We start from the raw sequence: 22,146 nt of genomic DNA on the forward strand, positions 1-22,146 counted from the left end.
CACTGCTGCTGCATGCTGCTGCATGCTGCGGACTGCTGCTGAGTGCGGCACCGCCGGAACGGCCTCCCGGCGATGAGGTGTTCACCCTACGTCGGGGCCGGACGGTGCCAACTGGTGCGGCAGGGGCGTCATCCGGGCGCAGGCGTCGACGACCGCAGACTCGATCTCGTCCAGGGGACGCGATGCGGGGGCGGCCTTGGCGACGGCGAGTGCGGCGGTCTGGACGGTCAGGGCGCGGGCGGGGACCTCCAGGCCGGGCCAGGGGTCGCCGTCGGGACGTACGGCGGGGCCGCCGGCGGCGCGATAGGCGGCCAGGAAGCGTGACCAGATGTCGGGGGCGAGCAGGCCGGTGGCAAACCAGGCGGCGGGGCGGGCCAGGTCCCAGGCGCCGTCGCCCGGGCCCAGATCGTCGATGTCGATCAAGAGCCAGGGGCCGTCGGGGGCCGGATGGCGGACGAGCTGGCCGAGGTGCAGGTCACCGTGGCAGAGGAGGTCCGTACGGGGCGGTGGGGCGGCGGCGCGGGCCCAGGGCGGGAGCAGGGCCCAGGCGCGTTCGACGGCGGCGGCCGCGAAAAGGGGCGCGGGGTGCCCGCCGGGGGCGAGCACGGTGCGCATCCGGGTCAGGGCGCGGGCAGCCTTGGCGGGGCCGCGCATCGGCGGGACGGGACCGGGAAGTTGGCGTATGTCCACGCGGTGCAGGCGGGCGAGCAGGCGGGCGGCGTCCTCCCAGGGCGCGGCGTCCGGGTCATCGGCCGGGACGGGGCTGCCGTAGGGCCAGCGGGTCAGGGCGCGGCCGTCGTCGGTGAGGGTGAGGAAGCCGTCGGGGGCGGTGACCGGGAGCGGGGGCAGCAGGATGCCGTGCAGGAGGGGGTGCGCGGCGACACGGAGCCGGGCCGCCAGGTCCTGGGGGTCGCCGTCGGGGGCGTGCGCCTTGGCGACGGTGCGGCCGCTGCGGACGACCGTGCCGTCGGGGCGGTCGGCGAGCACCTCGGGGGCCGTTTCCGGGCCGGCCGGCGCCGGGAGGAGGCCGGCGAGGCGGCGCAGCAGTGCTGCGGTGGTGGTCATGGTGCCCCCGGGTCCTGCGAGCCGTGCGTGGTGTGCCGGTTGTGCGCGTGTGCGGGCGGGCCGCGCGGGGCCCGGACCTGGGATCGTACGCGCGGTGCGGGCCCGTGCGGACCGTGGACGTCCGGGAAAACTCGAAGGCCGGGCATCTCCCCAGATGCCCGGCCATTCGTGCCGTCCGCCGCACCCCCCGTCCCCACGGGGTTTTGGCCGGGGGTCCCCCGTCCCGGGCCGCTCTCCCGGGACCGGGGCGCCGCTCAGCGCCCCAGCATTCCGGCCACGGACGACGCCTGTGTGACGACGGCTTCCCAGCCGCCGAAGACCACGGTCAGGAGTATCGCCAGCGGCACCACCATGGCCACGGCGACCAGGGGGTGGCGGGTACCGGAACGCCGACCGTCGGCCGTCCGTCCTGAGGTGTCCGCCATCGCCCCGCTCCTGTCGTGTGGGGCGGCGGGCGTCTGACCTCGGGGGACGAGTGCTGCGCCCGCCGCTTGGAGACCACCCTAGGCAAGCGGCGGGCGCCGGACGTCATGCCCGCGTACCGCTTTTCCGGCCTCCAGGAGGATGACGAGAAGGCGGTCGGCGTACTCCCCTGGGTGGAGAGAGCGGGGCTAGGACCTGGGGACATCCCTGAGAGGACGCGCAGGCTCGTCCGTCCGCGCCATCGGATGCTCGACGAGAGCGAGGACCCGGCCGGCCATGAAACGGGCCGTACGCACCGCCGTCCCCGCGCGGGTGACTTCGCTCACTTCGACCACTCCCCTGCGTATCGCCGTCTCCACCCTGCGCCCCGCTCGGCTCGCCACCACTTCGTACGCCTTGGTGGTGTCTCCGGCATCCACGACTATCTCGACCCGATCACCCTTCATCGTGTCAAACCCCCTTCTGCGACGGATCATTGAGATCTCGCACGGGAAGTCGGGCCGCACGGCGGCCGGTTCCGTCCCGCTCTTCGAGGATCCCACCCGCCACTGACAATCCGGTTGCCGACGCATGCGCGGCCTCTCAGCACAGCGAGCCGTCAATCCGTAAGCTGTGCCACGTCAGACGGTTGGCAGCGGAGGGGACTCCCCACCGCAGGTAGGGGACGGACATGGCGATGATGCGGCTCCGACGCGAGGACCCGCGTGTCGTCGGGACGTTCCGGCTGCACCGCCGGCTCGGCGCGGGCGGGATGGGCGTGGTCTATCTCGGTTCGGACAAGCGCGGGCAGCGGGTGGCGCTGAAGGTGATCCGGCCGGACCTGGCGGAGGATCAGGAATTCCGGTCGCGGTTCGCGCGTGAGGTGTCGGCGGCCCGGCGGATCCGCGGCGGCTGCACGGCCCGGCTGGTGGCGGCCGATCTGGACGCGGACCGCCCCTGGTTCGCCACGCAGTACGTCCCCGGGCCGTCGCTGCACGACAAGGTCAACGAGGAAGGGCCGCTCTCCCCGGCGGAGGTCGCCTCCATCGGTGCCGCGCTGTCCGAGGGCCTGCTGGCCGTCCATGACGCGGGCGTGGTGCACCGCGACCTGAAGCCGTCCAACATCCTGCTGTCGCCCAAGGGCCCCCGGATCATCGACTTCGGTATCGCCTGGGCCACCGGCGCCAGCACGCTGACGCATGTCGGTACGGCCGTGGGTTCGCCCGGGTTTCTGGCGCCGGAGCAGGTGCGCGGCGCCGCGGTGACGCCGGCCACCGACATTTTCGCGCTGGGCGCCACCCTCGCCTACGCCTGCACGGCGGACTCGCCCTTCGGACAGGGCAGTTCGGAGGTCATGCTCTACCGGGTCGTCCACGAGGAGGCGCAGCTCGCCGGGGTGCCGGACGCGCTGGCGCCGCTGCTGGCGACGTGCCTGGCCAAGGACCCGGCGGACCGCCCGAGCACGCTGTCCCTGTCACTGCGGCTCAAGGAGATCGCGGCCCGTGAGGCGCACGGCCTGTCGGGCGATCCCGCGGAGAGCGGGGCGGGCTGGGAGCATGCGGAGCGCCGCCCGCAGGGCCGCCCGACGGGGCAGCGGGCGGAGGAGTACGCGCGGCAGCACACCGAGCGGCGGACGGCGGGCACTCCCCCACCGCGGCCGCACGCGTCGCGGCCCCCGGCGCCGCGCGAGGCGACCTCCCGGTCGTCCGGATCGGGACCGGTCTCGGGCACGAAGGGTGCGAAGGGCACGAACCCGCGGACCGGCGGGCGCGGTGCGGGCCGGGTCCCGGCGGCGCGGCCCGCGGGGCGAAACGGCACGCGTACCCCGGTCCGTACGGGACCGGGCGGGCGACGCCCCGGTCCGGACCGCCGGCTGCTGCGGCAGCGGGTGATCGTGTTCGTGGTGGTGACGCTGCTGGTGGCGCTCGGTATCGCGGCGGCGCAGGGCTGCCAGGGACCGGCCCGCGGACTGGGCGGTGAGCGGCCGACGCCGGTCGCGCCGTATGGGAGCGCGGAGATTCCCTAGGGGACGGGTTCCCTACGGGACGGGTTCCCTAGGGGACGGGCGAACACATCCCTTAGGGGGTGCGAGCGCCCCCTCGGGGCCACAACGCGGCGGTGGCGGGCGGGTATTCCCGTGAGGGAACACGGGATTGACGATACGTCGACCGGGCAAGGCCGGTCGTTGAGCGGGAGCGGCCGTTGAGCGGGACCGGTCGTCGGACGGGACCCGTCGCCGGACGAGACCCCACCGCCGGACGGGACCCCACCGCTGGACGAGACGCTCAGCGTGACCCGTCGCGGGAAGAGACCGAACCGCCGGACGAACCCGTCGCCGGACGCAACCCGTCCTTGAGCGGGGCCCGCCGTCGGAAGGAACCCGTCCACGAACGAGACCAGCCGACAGACGGAACCCGTCGCCGGACGGAACCGCTCCTCAGGCCGGACGGCCGGTCGCCACCGCGTAGAAGGCGACCGCGGCGGCCGCTCCTACGTTCAGCGAGTCCACGCCGTGCGCCATCGGGATGCGCACCCATTCGTCGGCGGCGCGCAGGGCGCCCGTCGTCAGGCCGCCGCCCTCCGCTCCGAGCATCAGCGCCGCCCGCTCCAGGGTGTGCGGGGCGGCCTCGTCGATGGCGGTGGCCTTGTCGGACGGGGTGAGGGCGAGGAGCTTGAAGCCCGCTTCGCGGACGGTGGCGAGGTCGCGGGGCCAGCTGTCGAGGCGGGCGTACGGGACGGAGAAGACCGCGCCCATGGAGACCTTCACCGAGCGGCGGTAGAGCGGATCGGCGCAGTCGGGGGAGAGCAGGATCGCGTCCATGCCGAGGGCCGCGGCACTGCGGAAGATGGCGCCGATGTTGGTGTGGTCGTTGACGGCTTCCATGACAGCGATACGGCGCGCCCCGGCGAGGAGTTCGGCGGGAGTGGGCAGGGCCTTGCGCTGCATGGAGGCCAGGGCTCCGCGGTGGACGTGATAGCCCGTCACCCGCTCGGCGAGGTCGGGGCTGACGGCGTAGACCGGGGCCGGGACCTCGTCGATGACGTCGCGCATGACGTCGACCCACTTGGCCGAGAGCAGCATGGAGCGCATCTCGTATCCGGCGTGCCTGGCGCGCCGGATGACCTTCTCGCCCTCGGCGATGAAGAGCCCCTCGGCGGGCTCGCGCCGGCGTCGCAGCTCGACGTCCGTCAGGCCGGTGTAGTCGGCCAGCCGCGGGTCGTCCGGGTCGTCGACGGTGATGATTTCTGCCACGGGGAGATAGTGCCTTGTCGGTGTCGAGGTTCCCAGAGCGGGGAGGGCGGGAGTGGCGGATACCCGGGTCGCGCGAGGTGACGTCACGTCGACCCGGATACCGTGGGTTATTGCCGGTTACTGTGCGGAATCCGGGGTGAGCGTGGTGCCCACGGTGACGACGTCGCCGATGACGATGACCGCGGGGGGACGGACGCCCTCGGCCCGTACGGTCTCGCCCAGCGTGGCCAGGGTGGCGTCGACGCGGCGCTGGGTGGCGGTGGTGCCTTCCTGGATGACGGCCGCGGGGGTGTCGGCGGCGCGGCCGTGGTCGATGAGCTTGGCGGCGATGGCGCCGCTGTTCTCGACGCCCATCAGGACGACGAGGGTGCCGCGCAGCTTGGCGAGCGCGGGCCAGTCGACGAGGGAGCGCTCGTCGTCGGGGGCGACATGGCCGCTGACGACGGTGAACTCATGGGCGACGCCGCGGTGCGTGACCGGGATGCCGGCGGCGCCGGGGACCGAGATGGTGCTGGAGATGCCGGGGACGACCGTGCAGGGGATGCCGGCCTCGGCGAGCGCCTGGGCCTCTTCCATGCCGCGGCCGAAGACGAAGGGGTCGCCGCCCTTGAGGCGGACCACGGCCTTGCCCGCCTTGGCGTGCTCGATCAGGGCGTTGTTGATCGCTTCCTGGGCCATGAAGCGGCCGTAGGGGATCTTCGCGGCGTCGATGATCTCGACGTGCGGGGGGAGCTCGGCGAGCAGGTCGCGGGGGCCGAGGCGGTCGGCGATGACGACATCGGCCTCGGCGAGCAGCCGGCGGCCGCGGACCGTGATCAGGTCGGGGTCGCCGGGGCCGCCGCCGACCAGGGCCACGCCCGGGGTGTGCGGGCGGCGGTGGTGCGGGGCGGCGATGCTGCCGTCGCGCAGGCCCTCGACGATGGCGTCGCGTACGGCGGCGGAGCGGCGCGGGTCCTGGCCGGTCAGGACGGCGACGGTGACGCCCTCGCTGCGGCCGGTGGCCGGGGTCCAGGCGGTGGCGGCCGCGGCGTCGTCGGAGCGTACGCACCACACCCGGCGGCTCTCGGCCTCCTGGGAGGCGGCGGTGTTGGCCTCGGGGTCGTCGGTGGAGATCAGCGCGTACCAGGCCTCGGCCAGGTCGCCGTCCTGGTAGCGGCGGCGCTCCCAGCGGATCTCGCCGGCATCGGCCATAGCCTCGACGGAGGGCGTGGCGGACGGGGAGATGAGTACGACGTCCGCACCCGCGGCGATGAGCGAGGGGAGGCGGCGCTGGGCGACCTGGCCGGCCCCGAGGACGACCACGCGGCGGCCGGACAGCCGCAGTCCGACGGGGTAGGCGGCGTGTTCGGCGACATGCTCAGCCATGGTGATACGGCTCCTTGTGCGGGTGGTGCGAGTTCGACGACCGGCTCAGTCGCTGCGGCTCTGGAGCGGCTGTGAGGGTGGTACGAGGGCCCGGGGCATCTGGTGGGAGGTAGTGCCCCGGCCCACAGCCTATGGGGCTGCGGGCCGGGGGTCATGCGGGAACTGGTCACATCCGGGCGACCGGTCAGCTCTTCTCCGTCACTCCGGCGGAGTCGAAGGTGGCGACCTCGTGCATGGCGCGGGCGGCGCTCTGCACCACCGGGAGCGCGAGCAGGGCTCCGGTGCCCTCGCCGAGGCGCAGATCCAGGTCGACCAGCGGGCGCAGGCCGAGCTTGGTCAGGGCCGCGACATGGCCGGGCTCGGCGCTGCGGTGGCCGGCGATGCAGGCGGCCAGCGCCTCGGGGGCGATGGCGCGGGCCACCAGTGCGGCGGCGCCGGCGCTGACGCCGTCGAGGATGACCGGCGTACGCAGCGAGGCGCCACCGAGGATCAGACCGACGAGGGCCGCGTGCTCCAGGCCGCCGACCGCGGTCAGTACGCCGATGGGGTCGGCCGGGTCGGGCTGGTGGAGTTCCAGGGCGCGGCGGACGACGTCGACCTTGCGGGCGTGTGTCTCGTCGTTGATGCCCGTGCCGCGGCCGGTGACCTCGACCGGGTCGGCGCCGGTGTAGACGGAGATCAGGGCGGCCGAGGTGGTGGTGTTGGCGATGCCCATCTCGCCCGTCAGCAGCGCCTTGTTGCCCGCCGCGACGAGGTCCCGGGCGGTCTCGATGCCGACCTCGATGGCCTTGAAGACGTCTTCCTGGGTCATGGCCGGGCCCGCGGTGAAGTCGGCGGTGCCGGGCCGTACCTTGCGCGGCAGCAGGCCCGGGGTGGCGGGGAGTTCCCCGGCCACGCCGACGTCCACGACGCAGACCTCGGCGCCGACCTGGTTGGCGAAGGCGTTGCAGACCGCGCCGCCGCCCAGGAAGTTGGCGACCATCTGGCCGGTGACCTCCTGGGGCCAGGGGGTCACGCCCTGGGCGTGCACGCCGTGGTCGCCGGCGAAGATCGCCACGGCGGCGGGCTCCGGGATCGGCGGCGGGCACTTGCGGGACAGGCCGCACAGCTGCGCGGAGATGATCTCCAGCATGCCCAGCGCGCCGGCGGGCTTGGTCATCCGCTTCTGGCGTTCCCAGGCCTCGCCGAGCGCCTTGGCGTCCAGCGGGCGGATGCCCTGGAGGGTCTCCTGGAGGAGGTCGTGCGGGGCCTCGCCGGGCAGCGCGCGGCGGCCGTAGGTCTCTTCGTGGACGACCCAGGACAGCGGGCGGCGCTTGGACCAGCCGGCCTGGAGCAGCTCGGGCTCGTCGGGGAACTCGTCGACGTAGCCGACGCAGAGGTAGGCGACGATCTCGAGGTGATCGGGCAGGCCGAGCTCGCGGACCATCTCCCGCTCGTCGAAGAAGCTGACCCAGCCGACGCCCAGGCCCTCGGCGCGGGCCGCGAGCCAGAGGTTCTCGACGGCGAGCGCGGAAGAGTACGGGGCCATCTGCGGCTGGGTGTGCCGGCCGAGGGTGTGGCGGCCGCCGCGGGTGGGGTCGGCGGTGACGACGATGTTCACCGGCGTCTCGAGGATCGCCTCGATCTTCAGCTCGCGGAACTGCTTGGCGCGGGCCTTGGGCAGCGACTTGGCGTAGGCGTCGCGCTGCGCCATCGCGAGCTGGTGCATCCGCTCGCGGGTCTCGTCGGAGCGGATGACGACGAAGTCCCAGGGCTGGGAGTGGCCGACGCTGGGCGCGGTGTGGGCCGCCTCCAGGACGCGCAGCAGCACGTCGTTGGGGATCGGGTCGCCGCGGAAGCCGTTGCGGATGTCGCGGCGTTCGCGGATGACGCGGTGGACGGCGGCGCGCTCGGAGTCGTCGTATCCGGGGGCGGGGGCGGTCTGGGGGGCGGGGGCGGCGATCGGGTCGGCGGCGCCGTCGGCTGCCTCGGTCACGGGCTGCTCCGCGTCCTGGAGCTGTTCGCTGTCGTGGGCGTTGTCGTGGGCGTTGTCGTCGCCGTTGTCATGGCCCTCGCCGAGCTGGACGAGTTCGGTCGCGTCCTGCTCGTGGGGGCGGTCCTCGGGGGCCTCGTCCTCGGCCGGGGCGTCGTCCGGGGCCGGCTCGGCGGCTGCCTGGGCCGGGATGTGGAGGACGGCGGGCTGCGGTTCGGCGGCGTCGGGCTCGGTGAGCCCGGCGCCCGCGTCGGCCGCGGCGGGCACGGACGGCTCGGTGGCCTCGGCCGGCGCTTCGGTCGCGGCGTCGGGGGCGTGCGCGTCGCCCGGGGCGTCGTCGGCGGGCTGCTCGGCGACGGGTTCGGGTGCGGGGCCGGGCTCGGCGGGGGTCTCCGCCGGGGCGTCGGCAGCGGCGTCGGCCGGGGTCTCTTCGGCCTCGGCGGGCTGCGGGAGTTCGGCGGCCGTGGGCTGCGCCTCGGGCTGCTCTATGACGGGCTCTTCCGGGAGCGTGGCGTTCTCCGGGGCGGGCAGGGCGATGGGGCCCTGGACCGTGGCGTCGGCCACCGGGGCCGCATCGGCCACCGCCGGGGTCTCGGGCCGGGGTTCGGCCGCCTCGACGGGCTGCGGCTCCTCGACGGGCTGCGGGGTCTGCTCCGCCTCCGCGGCGTCCGCGTCCGTCACGGCCTCGGCCTCGGCGGCAACCGGCTGAGCCGCCAACGGGGTGGCGTCGGAGGGCTCGACGGCTTCGACGGGCATGGCGGTCTCCACCGCATCGGCCACAGGCTGGACGGGCTCGACGGGCTGGGCCTCTTCCGGTTCCGGCTGCCCGGCGTGCACGGGCGGTGCGACGGCCTCGTGCGGCTCCTCGGCGGCCGCTTCGGCCGGCGGAACCTGCTCGGGGGCCGGGGGCGTCTCGACGTCGGGGGCCGGCGCCTCGGCTGTCGCCGCGTCAGCTGCGGAGTCGTCAGCCACCGCGTCCGCCGCCACATCCTGCGCCGCCGCCTGGGGGGCGTCGGCCGCGGCACCGGCGTCGGAGACCGCTTCCTCGGCGACCACCGCGTCCGCGATGACCGCCGTCGCCTCCGCGGCCTCCGGCAGCGGCATCGGCTGTGCCTGCGGCTGTTCGGCGGGCAGCGGGGCTTCCTGCGGGGCCTGCCCGGCCGCCACCGGAGCGGCCGTTTCGGCGCTGGGGACCGCGGCCGCCTGTGCGGAGGCCTCGTTCCACGGCGGCATCTGCGAGGGGATCTCGCCCAGCTGCGGACCGGGCAACGGGCCCTGGCCGGCGGCGCCGTAAGACTGCTCGGCGTAGAGCTGGCCGTCGTAGGGCTGCTCGCCGTACGACGGCATCGCGGCCGGCTGCTCCTGCTGCGCCGTCTCCACGAGCGGCTGCCCTGCGGCCTGCCCGGCCGCCACCAGCTGCTCCCCGGCGAAGGCCGCGGACGGCTCGCCGGGCGTGGCCGCCGCCTGGACGTCGAGGTATTCGGGCTCGGTGGGCGGTCCCGCGTGCCGGCCGGGCGCCTGGGACGGCACGTCCGCCGGGCCGCGGTCGGCGAGCGAGCGGACCACGCCGCCGGTCGGGTCCGGGACGGGCGGGCCCATGTGCAGCGGGCGGCGCGCGGGCGTGCCCTGCGCGGCCGCCTGCGCCCGCTCCTGCTGCGGTACGGAGGGCTGCGGTACCGAGGGCTGCGGTGCCGCGGGCTGCGGTGCCGCGGGCTGCGGGATGCGCACGGCGCTGAGGTCGACCGCGCCGGAGTCCCGGCCGCCGCTCTCGTGGTCACCGGCCGCGGTGGGCAGCTGGGTGCCCTGGCCGGGTGTGGCCTGCTGCGGCTGCGGCATCGGCTGTGCCTGCTGCTCGCTCCAGGCGCCCTGGGCGCCCGGCATCAGCAGCAGATCGTCGTCCTCGACGCCGTTGGCCGGCTCGAGGTAGGAGTACGCGTCGGCCTGCGGGACGGTGTCCTGCTGCATCGGTCCGGCGTCGGCAGGGGAGGGAACGGCCGCCGGCTGTGGCTGCCCGGGATGCCCGCCTGCGTTCTCCGGCTGTCCCTCGCCCGGGACCTGGCCGGTGTCGGTCATGCGTACCCCTCGCCCATGTGCTAGTGCTCCTTCCAACCGCTCGTGCGACGCGCTCGACCGGGGCGCGCCGACGCCCCGATAGCGAGAACGAGCGAGCGCGCCGCGCGGCACGTCCGCCCTCTAGTGCTTCATTTTCCGCCAAAACCACGGCATTTTCCGGATTTTGACGGACTCACCCGAACGCGGAACAGCGGCGCAACGATCCGCCAGCCTACCTCCCACGGGTTGCCTTCCAGGTCATGGGTGAGGAACGCGATACCCGCTGAGCAGAAAGACCACCGAACGTTCACGTTCCACCCAGGCCGTGGTGTCGAGGTCGACGGACTGGAGGAGCGCGCACTCGACTTCGTAACCGCCGTCGGCCAGCGCCCGCCCGAGCGCTTCGGCCTCGTCGCGGGTGGCGGCGTGGGTGACGATGCGTTCGGGGCGGCGGTCCGCGCAGGCGGTGACGACGGCCGCTCCCCCGCCGCCGATCCGCACCACGTCCGGCTCGGGGAGGTCTTCCAGGATCCCCGGCGCACGGCCCCGGACGACCTGGAGTTGGACGCCGTGGCGGCGGGCGACGGCGGCGGTGCGCTCGCAGGCTTCCGGGTCGGCGTCCACGGCGATGACGGCGGCGCCGAACCGCGCGGCCTCCACCGCGGCCGCGCCGCTGCCCGTTCCGATGTCCCAGACCAGGTCGCCCACCCTGGGCCCGAGGCGGGCCAGTTGGGCGGTGCGCAGCTGGATGGACTCCCCCTCGTCGAGGGCGCCGCCGTAGGCGCCGTCCGGCAGGCCCCAGCCGCGGGGTCCGATCGGGTGGCCGACCTCGTGGGCGGCGATCCAGCCGGTGCCCTGGGCGGCCGCGCCGCCGGGTGAGCCGCCGATGACGATGACGACATTGGGGTCGCGCCAGACGTGGTCGGCGACCTTGTCGGATGTGAGGACCGTCACCCGTTCCCGGTCAGTGCCCAGTTCCTCACAGATGACGAAGGTGCGGTGGACGCCGCCGAGCAGCAGCGCGAGTTCGGCGGGGCCGGCGCCGGGCGAGGTGAGGACGGCGACCTTGGTGTGGGCGCGGCAGACGTTGACGGCGCGGCGCAGGTCGCGGCTGTGCGCGACCACGATCTGGGCGTCGTCCCAGGGCATGCCGGCGCGGGCGAAGGCGGCCGCGACGGAGGAGACGGCGGGCACCACTTCCACTTCGAGGCCGTGCTCGGGGGCGCGGAGGGTGCGGACGACGCCGAAGAAGCCGGGGTCGCCGTCGGCGAGGACGACGGCGGTGCCGCGGTGCTGGGCGATCCGGCGGGCGGCGAGGGCGACGCTGCCGAGGCGGATGCGTTCGGCGTGCGGCGGGACTTCGGGCAGTGCGAGGTGGTGGGCGGCGCCGGCCACGAGCGTCGCGGCGCCGAGGGCGGCGCGGGCGGGGGCGGTCAGCGCGGAGCCGTCCCATCCGATCACCGTGACCCGGTCGGCCATGCTCGTCAGTCTCCTGGGGCTGCTGGGGGTACGCGGGCGGGGCGGCGGGAGTGCCGGGCCGTGGGATGGTCCTCGCTGGTGGCGAGGGCTGCGGCAGGCCGAGAGTACCTCGGGAGGTACGGACCTGAGCGCGGGTGTGGGGTCAGTTCCACTCGGGGTAGGCGAATCCGTTGGCGTCGGCCATCCGGGCGGGGAGGCCTTCGAGGTCCTCGGGCAGCAGGCTCCAGACAATCATGTCCGTGCGGATGTCCGTCCAGCCGCCGTCCTCCGTGCGGCTGCGGGCTATTGAGGCGTTGCGCAGCACTCCCTCGCTGATGCAGCCGACCTTCTGGGCGACCTGCTGGGAGGCGGTGTTGCCGGCGGCGGTGCGCAGTTCCAGGCGTTCGAACTTCTCGTCCTGGAAGAGCCACTGGGCGGTGGCGAGCGTGGCCTCGGAGGCGTAGCCCTCGCCGCGGGCCCAGGAGGCGACGATGTACGAGAGCTCGCTGGAGCGGACCCGCCAGTTGGTGTTGCCCAGCTGGACGACGCCGACCAGGCGCTGGGTGAGGAACTCGGTGACGGCGAAGTCGATGCCGCGGCCGGTGGTGCGTTCGGCGGGCGCGTATTCGGTGACCCAGTGGCGGGCGTTGGCCTCGGTGTAGGGCTGGGGTATCGCGGTCCAGGCCGCGACGAGCTCGTCGTTCATCATGTCGGTGAGGGCGGGGATGTCGTCCTCGTCGAAGGGGCGCAGCACCAGCCGTTCCGTGCTGATGGAGATGTCCGGAAAGGTGGATGTCATGCCGCTGCTCCCACGCCGTTGGCTGTCGTGCTCCGGAACGTCACGGGCCGTTCCTGCGTGAGGTCACGCGAGGTCACGGGCCGTCTTGACCGTCTATGAGGGCACCAGCATGCAGCATCTGCCCGGGGATGTGCCACGCCGGTGGGCCCCGGCCGCGCGCTGCGCGGATCCGGGGCCCACCGGTCATGCTGGGGTCGTGCGTGCGGACGGTCGCCTTCCGGTGACCTGCGCACAAGGGGGGGGCGTCAGCTCTTGGCGGGGCCGAAGGCGGGGATGACGGAGCCGTCCGTGTACTTGTCCTCGATGAACTTCTTGACCTCGGGGGAGTTCAGGAGCTTGGCGAGCTTCTTGATCCGCGGGTCGTTCTCGTTGCCCTTCTTGACGGCGAGGAAGTTGGCGTAGGGGTTGTCCTTCGCCTTCTCCAGTGCGAGCGCGTCCTTGGAGGGCTTGAGGTCGGCGCCGATGGCGAAGTTGCCGTTGATGACCGCGGCGTCGACGTCCTCGATGCGCGGCGCGGTCTGGGCGGCGTCCAGCTCGGTGATCTTGATGCCCTTGTCGTCCTTGACGTCGGTGAGCTTGGCGTCGGCGCCGACGCCGGACTTGAGGGTGATCAGGCCGTTGTCGGCGAGGAGCTTGAGCGCGCGGCCCTCGTTGGAGGGGTCGTTGGGCACCGAGACGGTGGAGCCGGACTTGAGGTCCGAGAGCTTGTGGATCTTCTTGGAGTAGAGGCCCAGCGGCTCGATGAGGACGTTCTGGACGGGCACGATGTGGGTGCCGTTCTCCTTGTTGAAGGTGTCCAGGAACGGCTTGTGCTGGAAGAAGTTGGCGTCGACCTGGCCGTCGTCGGTGACCTTGTTGGGGATCTTGTAGTCGGTGAACGGCTTGACGACCAGCTTGAGCCCGGCCTTGTCGGCCAGCTTGTTCTTGACGAAGTCGAGGATGGCGCCGTGCGGGGTGGGGCTGGCGGCGACGACGAGCGGGGCGTTCTTGTCGCTCTTGTCGGTGTCGGCGGTGGTGTCGGAGGGCGCGCTGCAGGCACTGGCCCCGAGAGCGACGGCGGAGGCGGCGGCGAGGGCCGCGGTGATCTTTACGGTGTTGCGCACGAAGAGTGCCTCTTTCTTGTGCACGCGCCGGTGGCGCGTGGTGGTACGCCCGGCAAAGGGTCCGGGCTCAGGGGTGCTGCGGTGGGGGTCAGGCGGCCTCGGTGACGGCGGCCGGCTCCTCGGCGCGGGCGCGGCGCAGGCCCACCCGTACGGAAGAGGTGCGGGTGCCGCGGCCGGCGAGGCGGCGGACGACGAAATCGCCGAGCAGCTGGACGAGGGTGACCAGGACGATCAGCTCGACGACGGTGGTGATCATCAGGGCGGTCTCGTACTGCTGGTAGCCGTAGGTGTAGGCCAGGTTGCCGAGGCCGCCGCCGCCGACCGCGCCCGCGATGGCGGAGTAGCCGATCAGCGTGATGACGGTGGTGGTGACGGCCGCGACCAGCGCGGGCAGTGCCTGCGGGAGCAGCACCTTGAAGACGATGGTCCAGGTGCCGCCGCCCATGGCCTGGGCGGCCTCGATCAGACCCTTGTCGACCTCGCGCAGCGCGGCCTCGACCAGCCGGGCGAAGAAGGGGATCGCGGCGATGGCGAGCGGGACGACCGCGCCGGTGGGGCCGATGGAGACGCCGACGACGAGGCGGGTGAAGGGGATCAGCACCACGATCAGGATCAGGAACGGGAAGGACCGTCCGATGTTCACGATCGCGCCGAGGACCTTGTTCACCACGACGTTCCGGAGCATGGCGCCGCGGTCGGTCAGATGCAGCACCACGCCGATGGGTATGCCGAAGAGCACCGCGTAGAACGTCGACCACCACACCATGAAGAGGGTGTCGAGGGTGTTGTCGTACAGCAGCGGCTGCATGTCGTTCCAGCTCACTTGGCGCCTTCCTTCTGGAGCGCGGCGGCGGGCGCCGGGATCGCCGGGTCGGGTACGGGGGCGTCGACGGCGTCGGCGTCATCGACAGTGGTCGCGACGTCGGCCACGTCCACCTGAAGCCCCTGCTCGCGCAGGTAGCCGATGGGGACGACGTTCTCCTCGAACCGGCCGGGCAGTTCGATCCGCATCCGGCCGATCTGCTTGCCGCCGACGGTGTCCATGGCGGCGCCGAGGATGGAGATGTCGACGTTGTACGTACGGGCCAGCTCGGAGATCACCGGGCGGGTGGCGGCCGAGCCGTGGAAGGTGATGTCGACGACGGTGCGGTCGTCGCCGGAGGGCTCGCCGCCGACGGGGAACAGCTCGCGGGCGAGCTCGGAGCCGGGGGTGGCGAGCAGTTCGGCGACGGTGCCCTGTTCGACGACCCGCCCGTTCTTCATCAGCGCCGCCGAGTCGCAGATCGTCTTGACGACGTCCATCTCGTGCGTGATGAGCACGATGGTCAGGCCCAGCTTGCGGTTGAGGTCGCGCAGCAGCTGGAGGATGGAGCGGGTGGTCTCGGGGTCCAGGGCGCTGGTGGCCTCGTCGGAGAGCAGCACCTTGGGGTCGCCGGCCAGGGCGCGGGCGATGCCGACGCGCTGCTTCTGACCGCCGGAGAGCTGGGCGGGGTAGGCCTGGGCCTTGTCGGCGAGGCCGACCAGGTCCAGCAGCTCCAGGGCCTTGCGGGAGCGCTCGCGGCGGTCGACCTTGAGGATCTCCAGGGGCAGTTCGACGTTGTCCTGGACGGTGCGCGAGGACAGCAGGTTGAAGTGCTGGAAGACCATGCCGATGTGACTGCGGGCGGCCCGCAGCGCGGCGTTCGCCCGCTGGCCGCGGCCGGCGAGGGCGGTGAGGTCCTGGCCGGCGACGGTGACCGTGCCGGAGGTGGGCCGCTCCAGGAGGTTGAGGCAGCGGATGAGGGTGGATTTACCGGCGCCGCTCTGGCCGATGACGCCGTACACCTCGCCCTCGCGGACGTGCAGATCGACGCCGTCCAGGGCGGTGACTTCGCGGTCTCCTGAACGGTAGACCTTGGTCAGGCCCGTTGTGGTGATCACAGGGAATTCCGTCACTGTCGAGTGCCCGGCGGCTCGCCCACCGGGTACGGGGCATTCTTGCGAGTGCGGCAGGGAGAAACCCGGGAGGCATGGGCCCGGCTTCGGGTTCCGGTGACGCGGGGCGGCCGGTGTGCCGTCGATGACGTATCGATGGCATACGGCGCGGTGGGGTCCCCCTGCTCTTCAAGAGCGTGGGGGAGGTCTCGCTTCGGGGCGCGAGGCTCAGCGGGGGCCCTCAGCGGTCACACATTCGACACATGCAACGAGCACCGGGCGTGGCGGTCGCCTCGGTCGCAGGGGTGCGGTTGCTCGTCGTGGTCATGGCGGCAAGTAAACCAGACAGCGGCGCGGCCCGATCAAGCATGTCCGGATAGCGGACAGGCCCGACCGGTCCGTGGACAGCGCCCCTCGCCCCCATGATGATCTCGGCCGTCCCGCCCGTGGCCTGCACGGATACCGCCGGGTGGGTGGCGGCGACGGTGTCCGCGGACGGCCCCTTCGCGCGATGCGTGTGGTCAACGCCACGGTGGCCGTCCCCCGGGAAGAGAGCATCGGCGGAGATCGTCACGGTTCGCCGGCGTATGTGCCGCGACGGGGCCGGACGCGGCCGCCCGCCGAGGGGCCATTAGCATCGCCCCATGCCCCACATCCCCTCGGCGCACCTCGGCGCCGCGCGGAGGTCCCGGTGATCGACGCACTGACCCTCGCGGTCGCCGTGACCGCTCTCGCGCTGGCCGCCTGGTGCGGCTTCGCCACCTACCGCGACCAGCCGACGAAGGACTGGCACTTCATCGGCATGGCCGTGGTGTCGGTCCTCGGCATCGCCCAACTGATCATAGGTTTCGTGCAGTTGGCGCGCGGCCAGTCGCCGGACCAGGGCACCGCGATCTTCGTGGCGTATCTGCTGGGCGCGGCCGCCTGCGTGCCGGCCACCGGGTTCATGTCGCTCTCGGAGCGCACCCGCTGGGGTTCGGCCACCGTCGCGGCGGGCGGCATCGTGCTGGCGGTGCTGGAAGTACGGCTTTTCGACATCTGGGGAGGCGGCAGTGCCTGAACCGACCACGACCACGGCACCGGAGGCCTCCGCGCCCCCGGCCAGGCGCTCGCTGGGCACCGGACCCGGGCGCCTGCTCGTCACCGTCTACGGCGTCTTCACCGTCGCCGCCGCGTCCCGCTCCCTCTTCCAGCTGATCGCACAGTTCCACGTGGCCCCGCTGGCGTACAGCCTCTCGGCGGTCTCCGCGGTCGTCTACGGCTTCATCCTCTTCTCGCTGGTACGCGGCGGCGAGGGCGCCCGCAAGGCGGCCGTCGTCTCCTGCGCGCTGGAACTGATCGGGGTACTGGGCATCGGTACCTGGACGCTGGTCGATCCCGCCGCCTTCCCCGATGCCACGGTGTGGTCGGACTACGGGATGGACTACCTCTTCATCCCGGTCGCCCTCCCGGTCACCGGCATGCTGTGGCTGCGCCGCTCCCGTACGCAGGAGGCGTAGCGGCCGGGGCGTACGCATACGGTGTGCGGGCCCGCCCCCACAGCAGGCCCACACACCGGTCCTTGGGTGCGGCGGCGTGACTACGCCCCGGCCACGTACGCCTGGGCCGCCGCCAGCTCCTCCCCCAGCACCTTCGCCTCGCCCGGGTCTTTCTCCAGGGTGATCTCGCTCAGCCTGCGGCTGAGGCGCTCGGTGCCGACGGGCACATATCCGTGACTGCGGTACAGCCGCAGATTGCCCTCGCTGCGGTGGCCGGTGAAGAGGCGGTAGCGCTTGGCGGAGCGCTCGGCCGCGAGCCGCTGTTCGACCGCTCCGAGCAGCCGGCCGCCCAGTCCGTGGCGCTGCATCCGCGGGTGCACCATGAGTTTGGCTATCCGCGCCGTGCCGTCCGGGTCGACTGTGCCGCGTACGGACCCGACGACCTCGCCGCCGAGCCGGGCCACCACCACGCACCCCTCTTCGAGCTCCGCGCGCAGGGCCGCCAGGCTCTGGGTGAGCGGCTCGATGCCGTAGTCGTCATACAGCGCGGCCTCCGACTGGTAGCAGAGGTACTGCAGTTTGAGGATCTGCTCGGCATCCTGGTCGGTCGCCGCAGAGATGGTCACGCTCGTGCCCATGCGCGTATGCCTCCCCTATTCGGTTCGCTGCGTGCTTCCGGATTCCCCGGAATGTGGCAGTGGCAATCCCCGCCGCGAGCATTGTGCGCGGGCATATGGGGCATGGGGAACAGACCGGCCCCAAGCTCCTCTGTGACTTTCCCAACTCAGATGAGATTCCACGGGATTCAGGGGGGCGGGGCCGGTCCGGGGAGGCGGACGTCAGCGCTTACGGAACTCCGCGGCGGCGAGCAGCGCGGTGTCCGGGTTGTCGGAGAACAGCCCGTCGATCCCGGTGCCCAGATAGGCCTTGAAGACGCCGAGCGCGTCCCCGTAGGCAGTGGGATCGGTGCCGCGGCGGAAGTCGGCGGGCAGGAAGCTGTTCTCGTTGCGGACCGTGTACGGGTGCAGGACGAGCCCCGCCGCGTGCGCGTCCTTGACGACGGAGGTGGGCGTGCCGAGCCTGCCGTCCTTGTCGCGCGGGATGATGACGGTCAGGTCCGGGCCGATGCCCTCGGCGAATCCGGCTATCCAGGCCAGCCCCTCGGGAGTGACCAGATCGGCGACCTTGCGCGGGTCGCCCGCCTCGACGAAGTCCCACGGGCGGGAGTCGAGCGTCGACAGCAGCACGACCTTGGGGCAGTCGACGAGCCTGCCCAGGCGCTGGATGCTGCCCGGCTCGAACGACTGGAGGAAGTTCGGCGAGTTCCTGCGGTGCCGGCCGTGCGCCCGCAGCGCCTTGGCCACCCGCTCCTCCAGGCCCAGTCCCAGCTTGCGGAAGTAGGTGGGGTGCTTGGTCTCGATGTGCAGCCAGACGCGGCGGCCCCGCCTGCGGCCCTCCCGCTCCGCCCACTGCAGCACCTCTTCGAAGGACGGCACCTCCCACTGGCCGTCGTAGAGGGTGTTGTGCTGCCGGGTGCCCGGAATGCGCTCCTTGGCGCGCAGCGTCTTGAGCTCGGCGAGCGTGAAGTCCTCGGTGAACCAGCCGGTGAGCTTGACCCCGTCGACGGTCTTGGTGGTCTTCCGGTCGGCGAACTCGGGGTGGGCGGAGACATCGGTGGTGGCCGTGATGTCGTTCTCGTGCCGGCAGACGAGGTGCCCGTCCTTGGTGGGGACCAGGTCCTGCTCGATGACGTCCGCCCCCATGTCGAGGGCGAGTTGATACGAGCCGAAGGTGTGCTCGGGCCGGTAGCCGCTGGCTCCGCGGTGGCCGACGATCAGCGGTACGGGCAGTTCCCGGGCCGCCCCGCCGCTCGCCCCGGCACCGGCCGCCTCGCGCGCGCTCGCCTGCCCGGCGCCGCCGAACACCGCCGCACCCGCGCCCAGGGCCGCGGCCCCCAGCACCATCCGCCGTCCCGGCTGCTGCCGCTTCTGCATGCTCGCGCTCCTTATGTCGTGTGAGGTCCGGGTGATTGCGGCGGGGCGGGGGCCCGGAGGATTCGCGGTCCCGGGGACCCCCGCTCCTGTCCCGCACCTGTCAAAACACCCGCCGATCGTAAGCACGCACCGGCCACATCGGGGAGACGCGCGACGACATCGGGGGGAACACGGCGGTAACAGACGTCAACTGTGCGTCAACTCTCCGTATCGACCTTGTGAACCCGATGTGCGGCCGCAGGTGACCCGCGAGTATCGTCCTGGGCTGCAGAGTTCGCTGCTGCCTCGACGTTGACCAGCCACGACCCGGAGGACCCGTTGTCCCGCATTGTGCTCAAGGCGATTCTCGGATTCCTCATGCGTGTCCTTTACCGCCCGAAGGTCGAGGGCATGGAGCGCATTCCGGAGACCGGTCCGGTGATCCTGGCCGGCAACCACGTCACCTTCATCGACTCGCTGTTCCTGAGCCTGGTCGTCAAGCGTCCCGTCTACTTCATCGGCAAGGACGAGTACGTCACCGGCAAGGGCCTCAAGGGCCGGCTGATGGCGTGGTTCTTCACCAGCGCCGGCATGATCCCGGTGGACCGGGACGGCGGGCACGGCGGCGTCGCGGCGCTGATGACCGGCCGCCGCATCCTGGAGGAGGGCAGCATCTTCGGCATCTACCCCGAAGGCACCCGCTCCCCCGACGGCCGTCTCTACCGCGGCCGTACCGGCATCGCCCGGCTCACCCTGATGACCGGCGCCCCCGTTGTCCCGTTCGCGATGGTCGGCACCGACAAGGTGCAGCCCGGCGGCAAGGGCCGCCCGCGCATCGCCCCGGTGACGGTGCGCTTCGGTGAGGCGCTGGACTTCTCCCGTTACGAGGGCATGGACCGCGACCGCTACGTCCTGCGGGCCGTCACCGACGAGGTGATGAGCGACGTCATGGAGCTGTCCGGCCAGGAGTACGTCGACATGTACGCCACGAAGGCCAGGGCCGCCTGAGGCCCCTCCCTGCGGCTAATCCGCCGCCGCTCTCGCGGAAGTGGTGGCTCGCCGTCGGGGTTCCTCAATTGTTGGCTGAGGCACAAAGGGGGCCCGTCCGAGACCCGATCGGACGGGTCCCCTTGCGTGGTGGTCAGCAGGGCACCCGGAAGCCCCCCGGCGCGCGCTGGCCTTCGGGGCCGCCGGTCAGCGCCGTACGCAGCGCCGCCTCGGGCCGCGGGATCTTGCTGCCGTCGGACTGCATCAGCTGCGGCCGCTCGGCGACGCCGCCGATCCGGGCGCCCGGCACGTCCGCGTTCTTCACCGTCACCCGGTTCAGCGGCGCTGGCGTCAATTGCTGCCGAGTACGGACGAATTCCACAAAGCTCTCGAAGTCGCGGGTATGCCGCACGGGCGAGGTGAATCCGGAGAAGGCGCTGTAGCCGTCCTGGTTGATGAGGGTGTACGAGGGCGCGGCGAGGCGGTAGCTGCGCGCCGGGTCGAGCGCGGTGCCGTTGATGAAGACCTCGGCGGGGGAGACGCGCTTGCCGACCGGGCCCGCGGCGTCGAAGGTGTAGCGGACGTTGGCGGAGACGGCCAGCGGTGCGAAGCCCAGGCCGCCTCCGGTGGCGGGGGCCCACTGTTCCTCCAGCGCGTCGTGGATCTGGGCGCCGGTGACGGTCACCGTCATGATCGGGTCGCCGAAGCCGACGCTGTTCCAGGCCCGGCCCAGGGTGATGGTGCCGCCCGACGCCTCGTCACGTACCAGGTCGCCGGCGATGACGGCCTGGCCGACGCGCGGCGCGACCGCGATGACGGAGAGTTCGGCGGGGATGTTGGGGTTGGCCGCGGCGTCGTCCATCGGCCCGCGCGGCTGTCCGCCCGCCCACAGCGCCCAGTCGGCGACGAGGTCGCCCATGGTGCTCTCGCCCGCGGCGTTGCGCCGGCGGGTGAAGGAGGCGGTCTGCCTGCCGAGCGGGGTGGCGGCGCGCCGGGTGCCGTAGCCCGCCCAGTAGTCGGCGATCGAGCGCAGCTCGGGGTGCGGGGTCACATCGCGGGTGTTGGGGTGGTTGGTGGAGGTGGTCAGCGGCCGGATCACCTCGCCGGTGTCGGGGTCGAGGCGCAGGGTGATCTCGTTGATCAGCTGGCCGTAGCAGCCCGCTTCGACGAAGGGGCGGGGGTTGCCGTTGGGGTCCGGCAGCATCATGGTGAAGGCGCAGTGCCAGTGGCCGGTGACGATGGCGTCGATGTCCGACGAGACCCGCAGCGCCAGTTCGTAGGCGGGGCCGGAGGGGTTGCTGCCGCTGGTGAAGTCGCCGCCGGCGACCGCGCCGTCGTGCATGCTGAGCACGATCGCGTTGACGCCGCGTGACTTCAGTTCGGCGGCGCAGCGGTTGGCGGTGTCCAGCTCGTCGAGGGTGCGCAGCCCCGGCTGGTAGGAACCAGGGAACGACTCGGTGCCCAGGGCGGTGAGGTGGATGAAGCCGATGGGCAGGGTGTGGCCGCGGCCGGAGTCGACGTACGCGATGTTGTACGGCGGCAGGACGGTCTCGCCGCTCTCGTTCCAGACCATGTTGGCGCTGTAGTACGGGAATTTCGCACCGCGGAAGCGCTTTCCCGTCGAGTCGTCGAAGGAGTCGTCGCGGCCGATGACGGGGTAGGTGGCGCCCTTCGCCATGTGCGAGGTGAGATAGGCCGCCGATTTGTCGAATTCATGGTTGCCGGCGGAGGCGAAGTCCAGGCCCATCGCGTTGAGGGCCTCGATGGTGGACTCGTCGGCGAAGGAGGCGGCGTCGAACTCCCAGCCGGAGAAGAGGTCACCGGGTGCGAAGAAGAGGGAGTTGCGGTGGCCGTCCCGCAGCCGTTCCAGATGGGCCGCCATATAGGCGACGCCGCCCACCGTGTACGCCTTGCCGCCCGCCCCCGTGATGACGGAATTGCCGCCCGGCGCGCCCTGGAGGTATCCGTGCAGGTCGGTGATGTTGAGCAATTGCACATCGACATATTCGTCGGCGGTGTTCGCGTCGCGGGCGTGTCCGGTGGCGTAGGCGCTGCTGCCGATGGCGCTCGCGGTGGCCATGGCCCCCGCGGCGGTGAAGAAGAACCGTCGTCCGATGTCGCGCACTGCGTCACTCTCCTCAGCGGGCCGGCCGAAGGGGGACGACGGGAGAGTCAAACGAGCCGTGCGGGACGTCCGGCCACCAGGACGCATACCGGGCGTGAACGGCTGGGGACAGTCGCCCCCGGGGGCGTGTCTTGTGGATCATGGCGGGTGGGCGGCTCGGGGCCGTGCAGGACACGCCCGTCGGCGGCCGGTCATGACCC

At 72.6% G+C, this 22,146-nt stretch carries 18 protein-coding genes; 4 read left to right on the forward strand and 14 right to left on the reverse strand.

Annotated elements, in window-relative coordinates; genetic code table 11:
* Positions 1 to 81: 81 nt before the first annotated feature.
* The 3 genes from ACIRPT_RS25295 to ACIRPT_RS25305 all read right to left on the reverse strand — a co-directional run bounded on the left by ACIRPT_RS25295 (position 82) and on the right by ACIRPT_RS25305 (position 1,934).
* Positions 82 to 1,065: a phosphotransferase gene (locus ACIRPT_RS25295; RefSeq protein WP_403830823.1), complete on the reverse strand. Its 984-nt coding sequence runs from the start codon at positions 1,063 to 1,065 to the stop codon at positions 82 to 84.
* A 254-nt stretch (positions 1,066 to 1,319) separates the two neighbouring features.
* Positions 1,320 to 1,490 carry a hypothetical protein gene (locus ACIRPT_RS25300; RefSeq protein WP_403504642.1) on the reverse strand — a complete coding sequence of 57 codons (171 nt, stop codon included), beginning with the start codon at positions 1,488 to 1,490 and terminating at the stop codon, positions 1,320 to 1,322.
* Positions 1,491 to 1,676: 186 nt separating this feature from the next.
* On the reverse strand, positions 1,677 to 1,934 hold the full coding sequence (locus ACIRPT_RS25305) for a hypothetical protein (RefSeq protein ID WP_403830826.1): 258 nt from the start codon (positions 1,932 to 1,934) through the stop codon (positions 1,677 to 1,679).
* A gap of 224 nt (positions 1,935 to 2,158) precedes the next feature.
* Between ACIRPT_RS25305 and ACIRPT_RS25310 the strand changes: the two genes are divergently transcribed.
* Positions 2,159 to 3,493, forward strand: coding sequence for a protein kinase (locus tag ACIRPT_RS25310; protein WP_403830829.1), 1,335 nt, complete (start codon positions 2,159 to 2,161; stop codon positions 3,491 to 3,493).
* A gap of 411 nt (positions 3,494 to 3,904) precedes the next feature.
* On the opposite strand, the gene ACIRPT_RS25315 is transcribed toward ACIRPT_RS25310, so the two are convergent.
* The 8 genes from ACIRPT_RS25315 to ACIRPT_RS25350 all read right to left on the reverse strand — a co-directional run bounded on the left by ACIRPT_RS25315 (position 3,905) and on the right by ACIRPT_RS25350 (position 15,389).
* Entirely contained in the window at positions 3,905 to 4,720 is an 816-nt protein-coding gene (locus ACIRPT_RS25315; RefSeq protein ID WP_403830832.1) for a TrmH family RNA methyltransferase, read from the reverse strand.
* Between the two features lie 117 nt (positions 4,721 to 4,837).
* Positions 4,838 to 6,085, reverse strand: coding sequence for a uroporphyrinogen-III C-methyltransferase (gene cobA, locus ACIRPT_RS25320; protein WP_403504632.1), 1,248 nt, complete (start codon positions 6,083 to 6,085; stop codon positions 4,838 to 4,840).
* A gap of 184 nt (positions 6,086 to 6,269) precedes the next feature.
* Positions 6,270 to 10,130, reverse strand: coding sequence for a nicotinate-nucleotide--dimethylbenzimidazole phosphoribosyltransferase (gene cobT, locus ACIRPT_RS25325; protein ID WP_403830836.1), 3,861 nt, complete (start codon positions 10,128 to 10,130; stop codon positions 6,270 to 6,272).
* A gap of 237 nt (positions 10,131 to 10,367) precedes the next feature.
* Complete coding sequence (gene cbiE / locus ACIRPT_RS25330) at positions 10,368 to 11,588, reverse strand: precorrin-6y C5,15-methyltransferase (decarboxylating) subunit CbiE (RefSeq protein ID WP_403830840.1); 1,221 nt, start codon at positions 11,586 to 11,588, stop codon at positions 10,368 to 10,370.
* Between the two features lie 142 nt (positions 11,589 to 11,730).
* On the reverse strand, positions 11,731 to 12,366 hold the full coding sequence (locus tag ACIRPT_RS25335; protein ID WP_403504624.1) for a GNAT family N-acetyltransferase: 636 nt from the start codon (positions 12,364 to 12,366) through the stop codon (positions 11,731 to 11,733).
* 245 nt (positions 12,367 to 12,611) lie between these two features.
* Positions 12,612 to 13,469: a MetQ/NlpA family ABC transporter substrate-binding protein gene (locus ACIRPT_RS25340; RefSeq protein WP_403830843.1), complete on the reverse strand. Its 858-nt coding sequence runs from the start codon at positions 13,467 to 13,469 to the stop codon at positions 12,612 to 12,614.
* 88 nt (positions 13,470 to 13,557) lie between these two features.
* Positions 13,558 to 14,292: a methionine ABC transporter permease gene (locus tag ACIRPT_RS25345; protein WP_403830846.1), complete on the reverse strand. Its 735-nt coding sequence runs from the start codon at positions 14,290 to 14,292 to the stop codon at positions 13,558 to 13,560.
* Positions 14,289 to 15,389, reverse strand: a complete 1,101-nt coding sequence (locus tag ACIRPT_RS25350; protein WP_403830849.1) for a methionine ABC transporter ATP-binding protein — start codon at positions 15,387 to 15,389, stop codon at positions 14,289 to 14,291. Before ACIRPT_RS25350 ends, ACIRPT_RS25345 begins: the two co-directional genes overlap by 4 nt.
* 685 nt (positions 15,390 to 16,074) lie before the next feature.
* Here ACIRPT_RS25350 and ACIRPT_RS25355 point away from each other — a divergent pair.
* Positions 16,075 to 16,443 carry a hypothetical protein gene (locus ACIRPT_RS25355; RefSeq protein WP_403504613.1) on the forward strand — a complete coding sequence of 123 codons (369 nt, stop codon included), beginning with the start codon at positions 16,075 to 16,077 and terminating at the stop codon, positions 16,441 to 16,443.
* Positions 16,436 to 16,882: a hypothetical protein gene (locus ACIRPT_RS25360; protein WP_403830852.1), complete on the forward strand. Its 447-nt coding sequence runs from the start codon at positions 16,436 to 16,438 to the stop codon at positions 16,880 to 16,882. The genes ACIRPT_RS25355 and ACIRPT_RS25360 overlap by 8 nt, the downstream gene beginning before the upstream one ends.
* A gap of 80 nt (positions 16,883 to 16,962) precedes the next feature.
* Here ACIRPT_RS25360 and ACIRPT_RS25365 read toward each other — a convergent pair whose 3' ends face one another.
* Both ACIRPT_RS25365 and ACIRPT_RS25370 read right to left on the reverse strand, forming a co-directional pair.
* The gene (locus tag ACIRPT_RS25365) at positions 16,963 to 17,499 is read right to left on the reverse strand and encodes a GNAT family N-acetyltransferase (protein WP_403830854.1); all 537 of its coding nucleotides are present in this window, start codon (positions 17,497 to 17,499) and stop codon (positions 16,963 to 16,965) included.
* Positions 17,500 to 17,700: 201 nt separating this feature from the next.
* Positions 17,701 to 18,855, reverse strand: a complete 1,155-nt coding sequence (locus ACIRPT_RS25370; RefSeq protein WP_403830857.1) for a glycerophosphodiester phosphodiesterase — start codon at positions 18,853 to 18,855, stop codon at positions 17,701 to 17,703.
* 318 nt (positions 18,856 to 19,173) lie between these two features.
* Here ACIRPT_RS25370 and ACIRPT_RS25375 point away from each other — a divergent pair, with 318 nt between their 5' ends.
* Complete coding sequence (locus tag ACIRPT_RS25375) at positions 19,174 to 19,842, forward strand: lysophospholipid acyltransferase family protein (RefSeq protein WP_403830859.1); 669 nt, start codon at positions 19,174 to 19,176, stop codon at positions 19,840 to 19,842.
* A 133-nt stretch (positions 19,843 to 19,975) separates the two neighbouring features.
* Here ACIRPT_RS25375 and ACIRPT_RS25380 read toward each other — a convergent pair whose 3' ends face one another.
* Positions 19,976 to 21,946, reverse strand: a complete 1,971-nt coding sequence (locus ACIRPT_RS25380; protein WP_403830862.1) for a bifunctional metallophosphatase/5'-nucleotidase — start codon at positions 21,944 to 21,946, stop codon at positions 19,976 to 19,978.
* Between the last annotated feature and the right edge of the window lie 200 nt (positions 21,947 to 22,146).

Origin of the sequence: Streptomyces sp. NPDC101227 (genome assembly GCF_044767545.1) — a bacterium.
GTDB lineage: Bacteria > Actinomycetota > Actinomycetes > Streptomycetales > Streptomycetaceae > Streptomyces.

Coding starts and splice junctions, on each gene's coding strand:
- ACIRPT_RS25295 (WP_403830823.1), bottom strand. CDS start 1,065: ATGACCACCACCGCAGCACTGCTGCGCCGCCTCGCCGGCCTCCTCCCG.
- ACIRPT_RS25300 (WP_403504642.1), bottom strand. CDS start 1,490: ATGGCGGACACCTCAGGACGGACGGCCGACGGTCGGCGTTCCGGTACC.
- ACIRPT_RS25305 (WP_403830826.1), bottom strand. CDS start 1,934: ATGAAGGGTGATCGGGTCGAGATAGTCGTGGATGCCGGAGACACCACC.
- ACIRPT_RS25310 (WP_403830829.1), top strand. CDS start 2,159: ATGGCGATGATGCGGCTCCGACGCGAGGACCCGCGTGTCGTCGGGACG.
- cobA (WP_403504632.1), bottom strand. CDS start 6,085: ATGGCTGAGCATGTCGCCGAACACGCCGCCTACCCCGTCGGACTGCGG.
- cobT (WP_403830836.1), bottom strand. CDS start 10,130: ATGACCGACACCGGCCAGGTCCCGGGCGAGGGACAGCCGGAGAACGCA.
- cbiE (WP_403830840.1), bottom strand. CDS start 11,588: ATGGCCGACCGGGTCACGGTGATCGGATGGGACGGCTCCGCGCTGACC.
- ACIRPT_RS25335 (WP_403504624.1), bottom strand. CDS start 12,366: ATGACATCCACCTTTCCGGACATCTCCATCAGCACGGAACGGCTGGTG.
- ACIRPT_RS25365 (WP_403830854.1), bottom strand. CDS start 17,499: ATGGGCACGAGCGTGACCATCTCTGCGGCGACCGACCAGGATGCCGAG.
- ACIRPT_RS25370 (WP_403830857.1), bottom strand. CDS start 18,855: ATGCAGAAGCGGCAGCAGCCGGGACGGCGGATGGTGCTGGGGGCCGCG.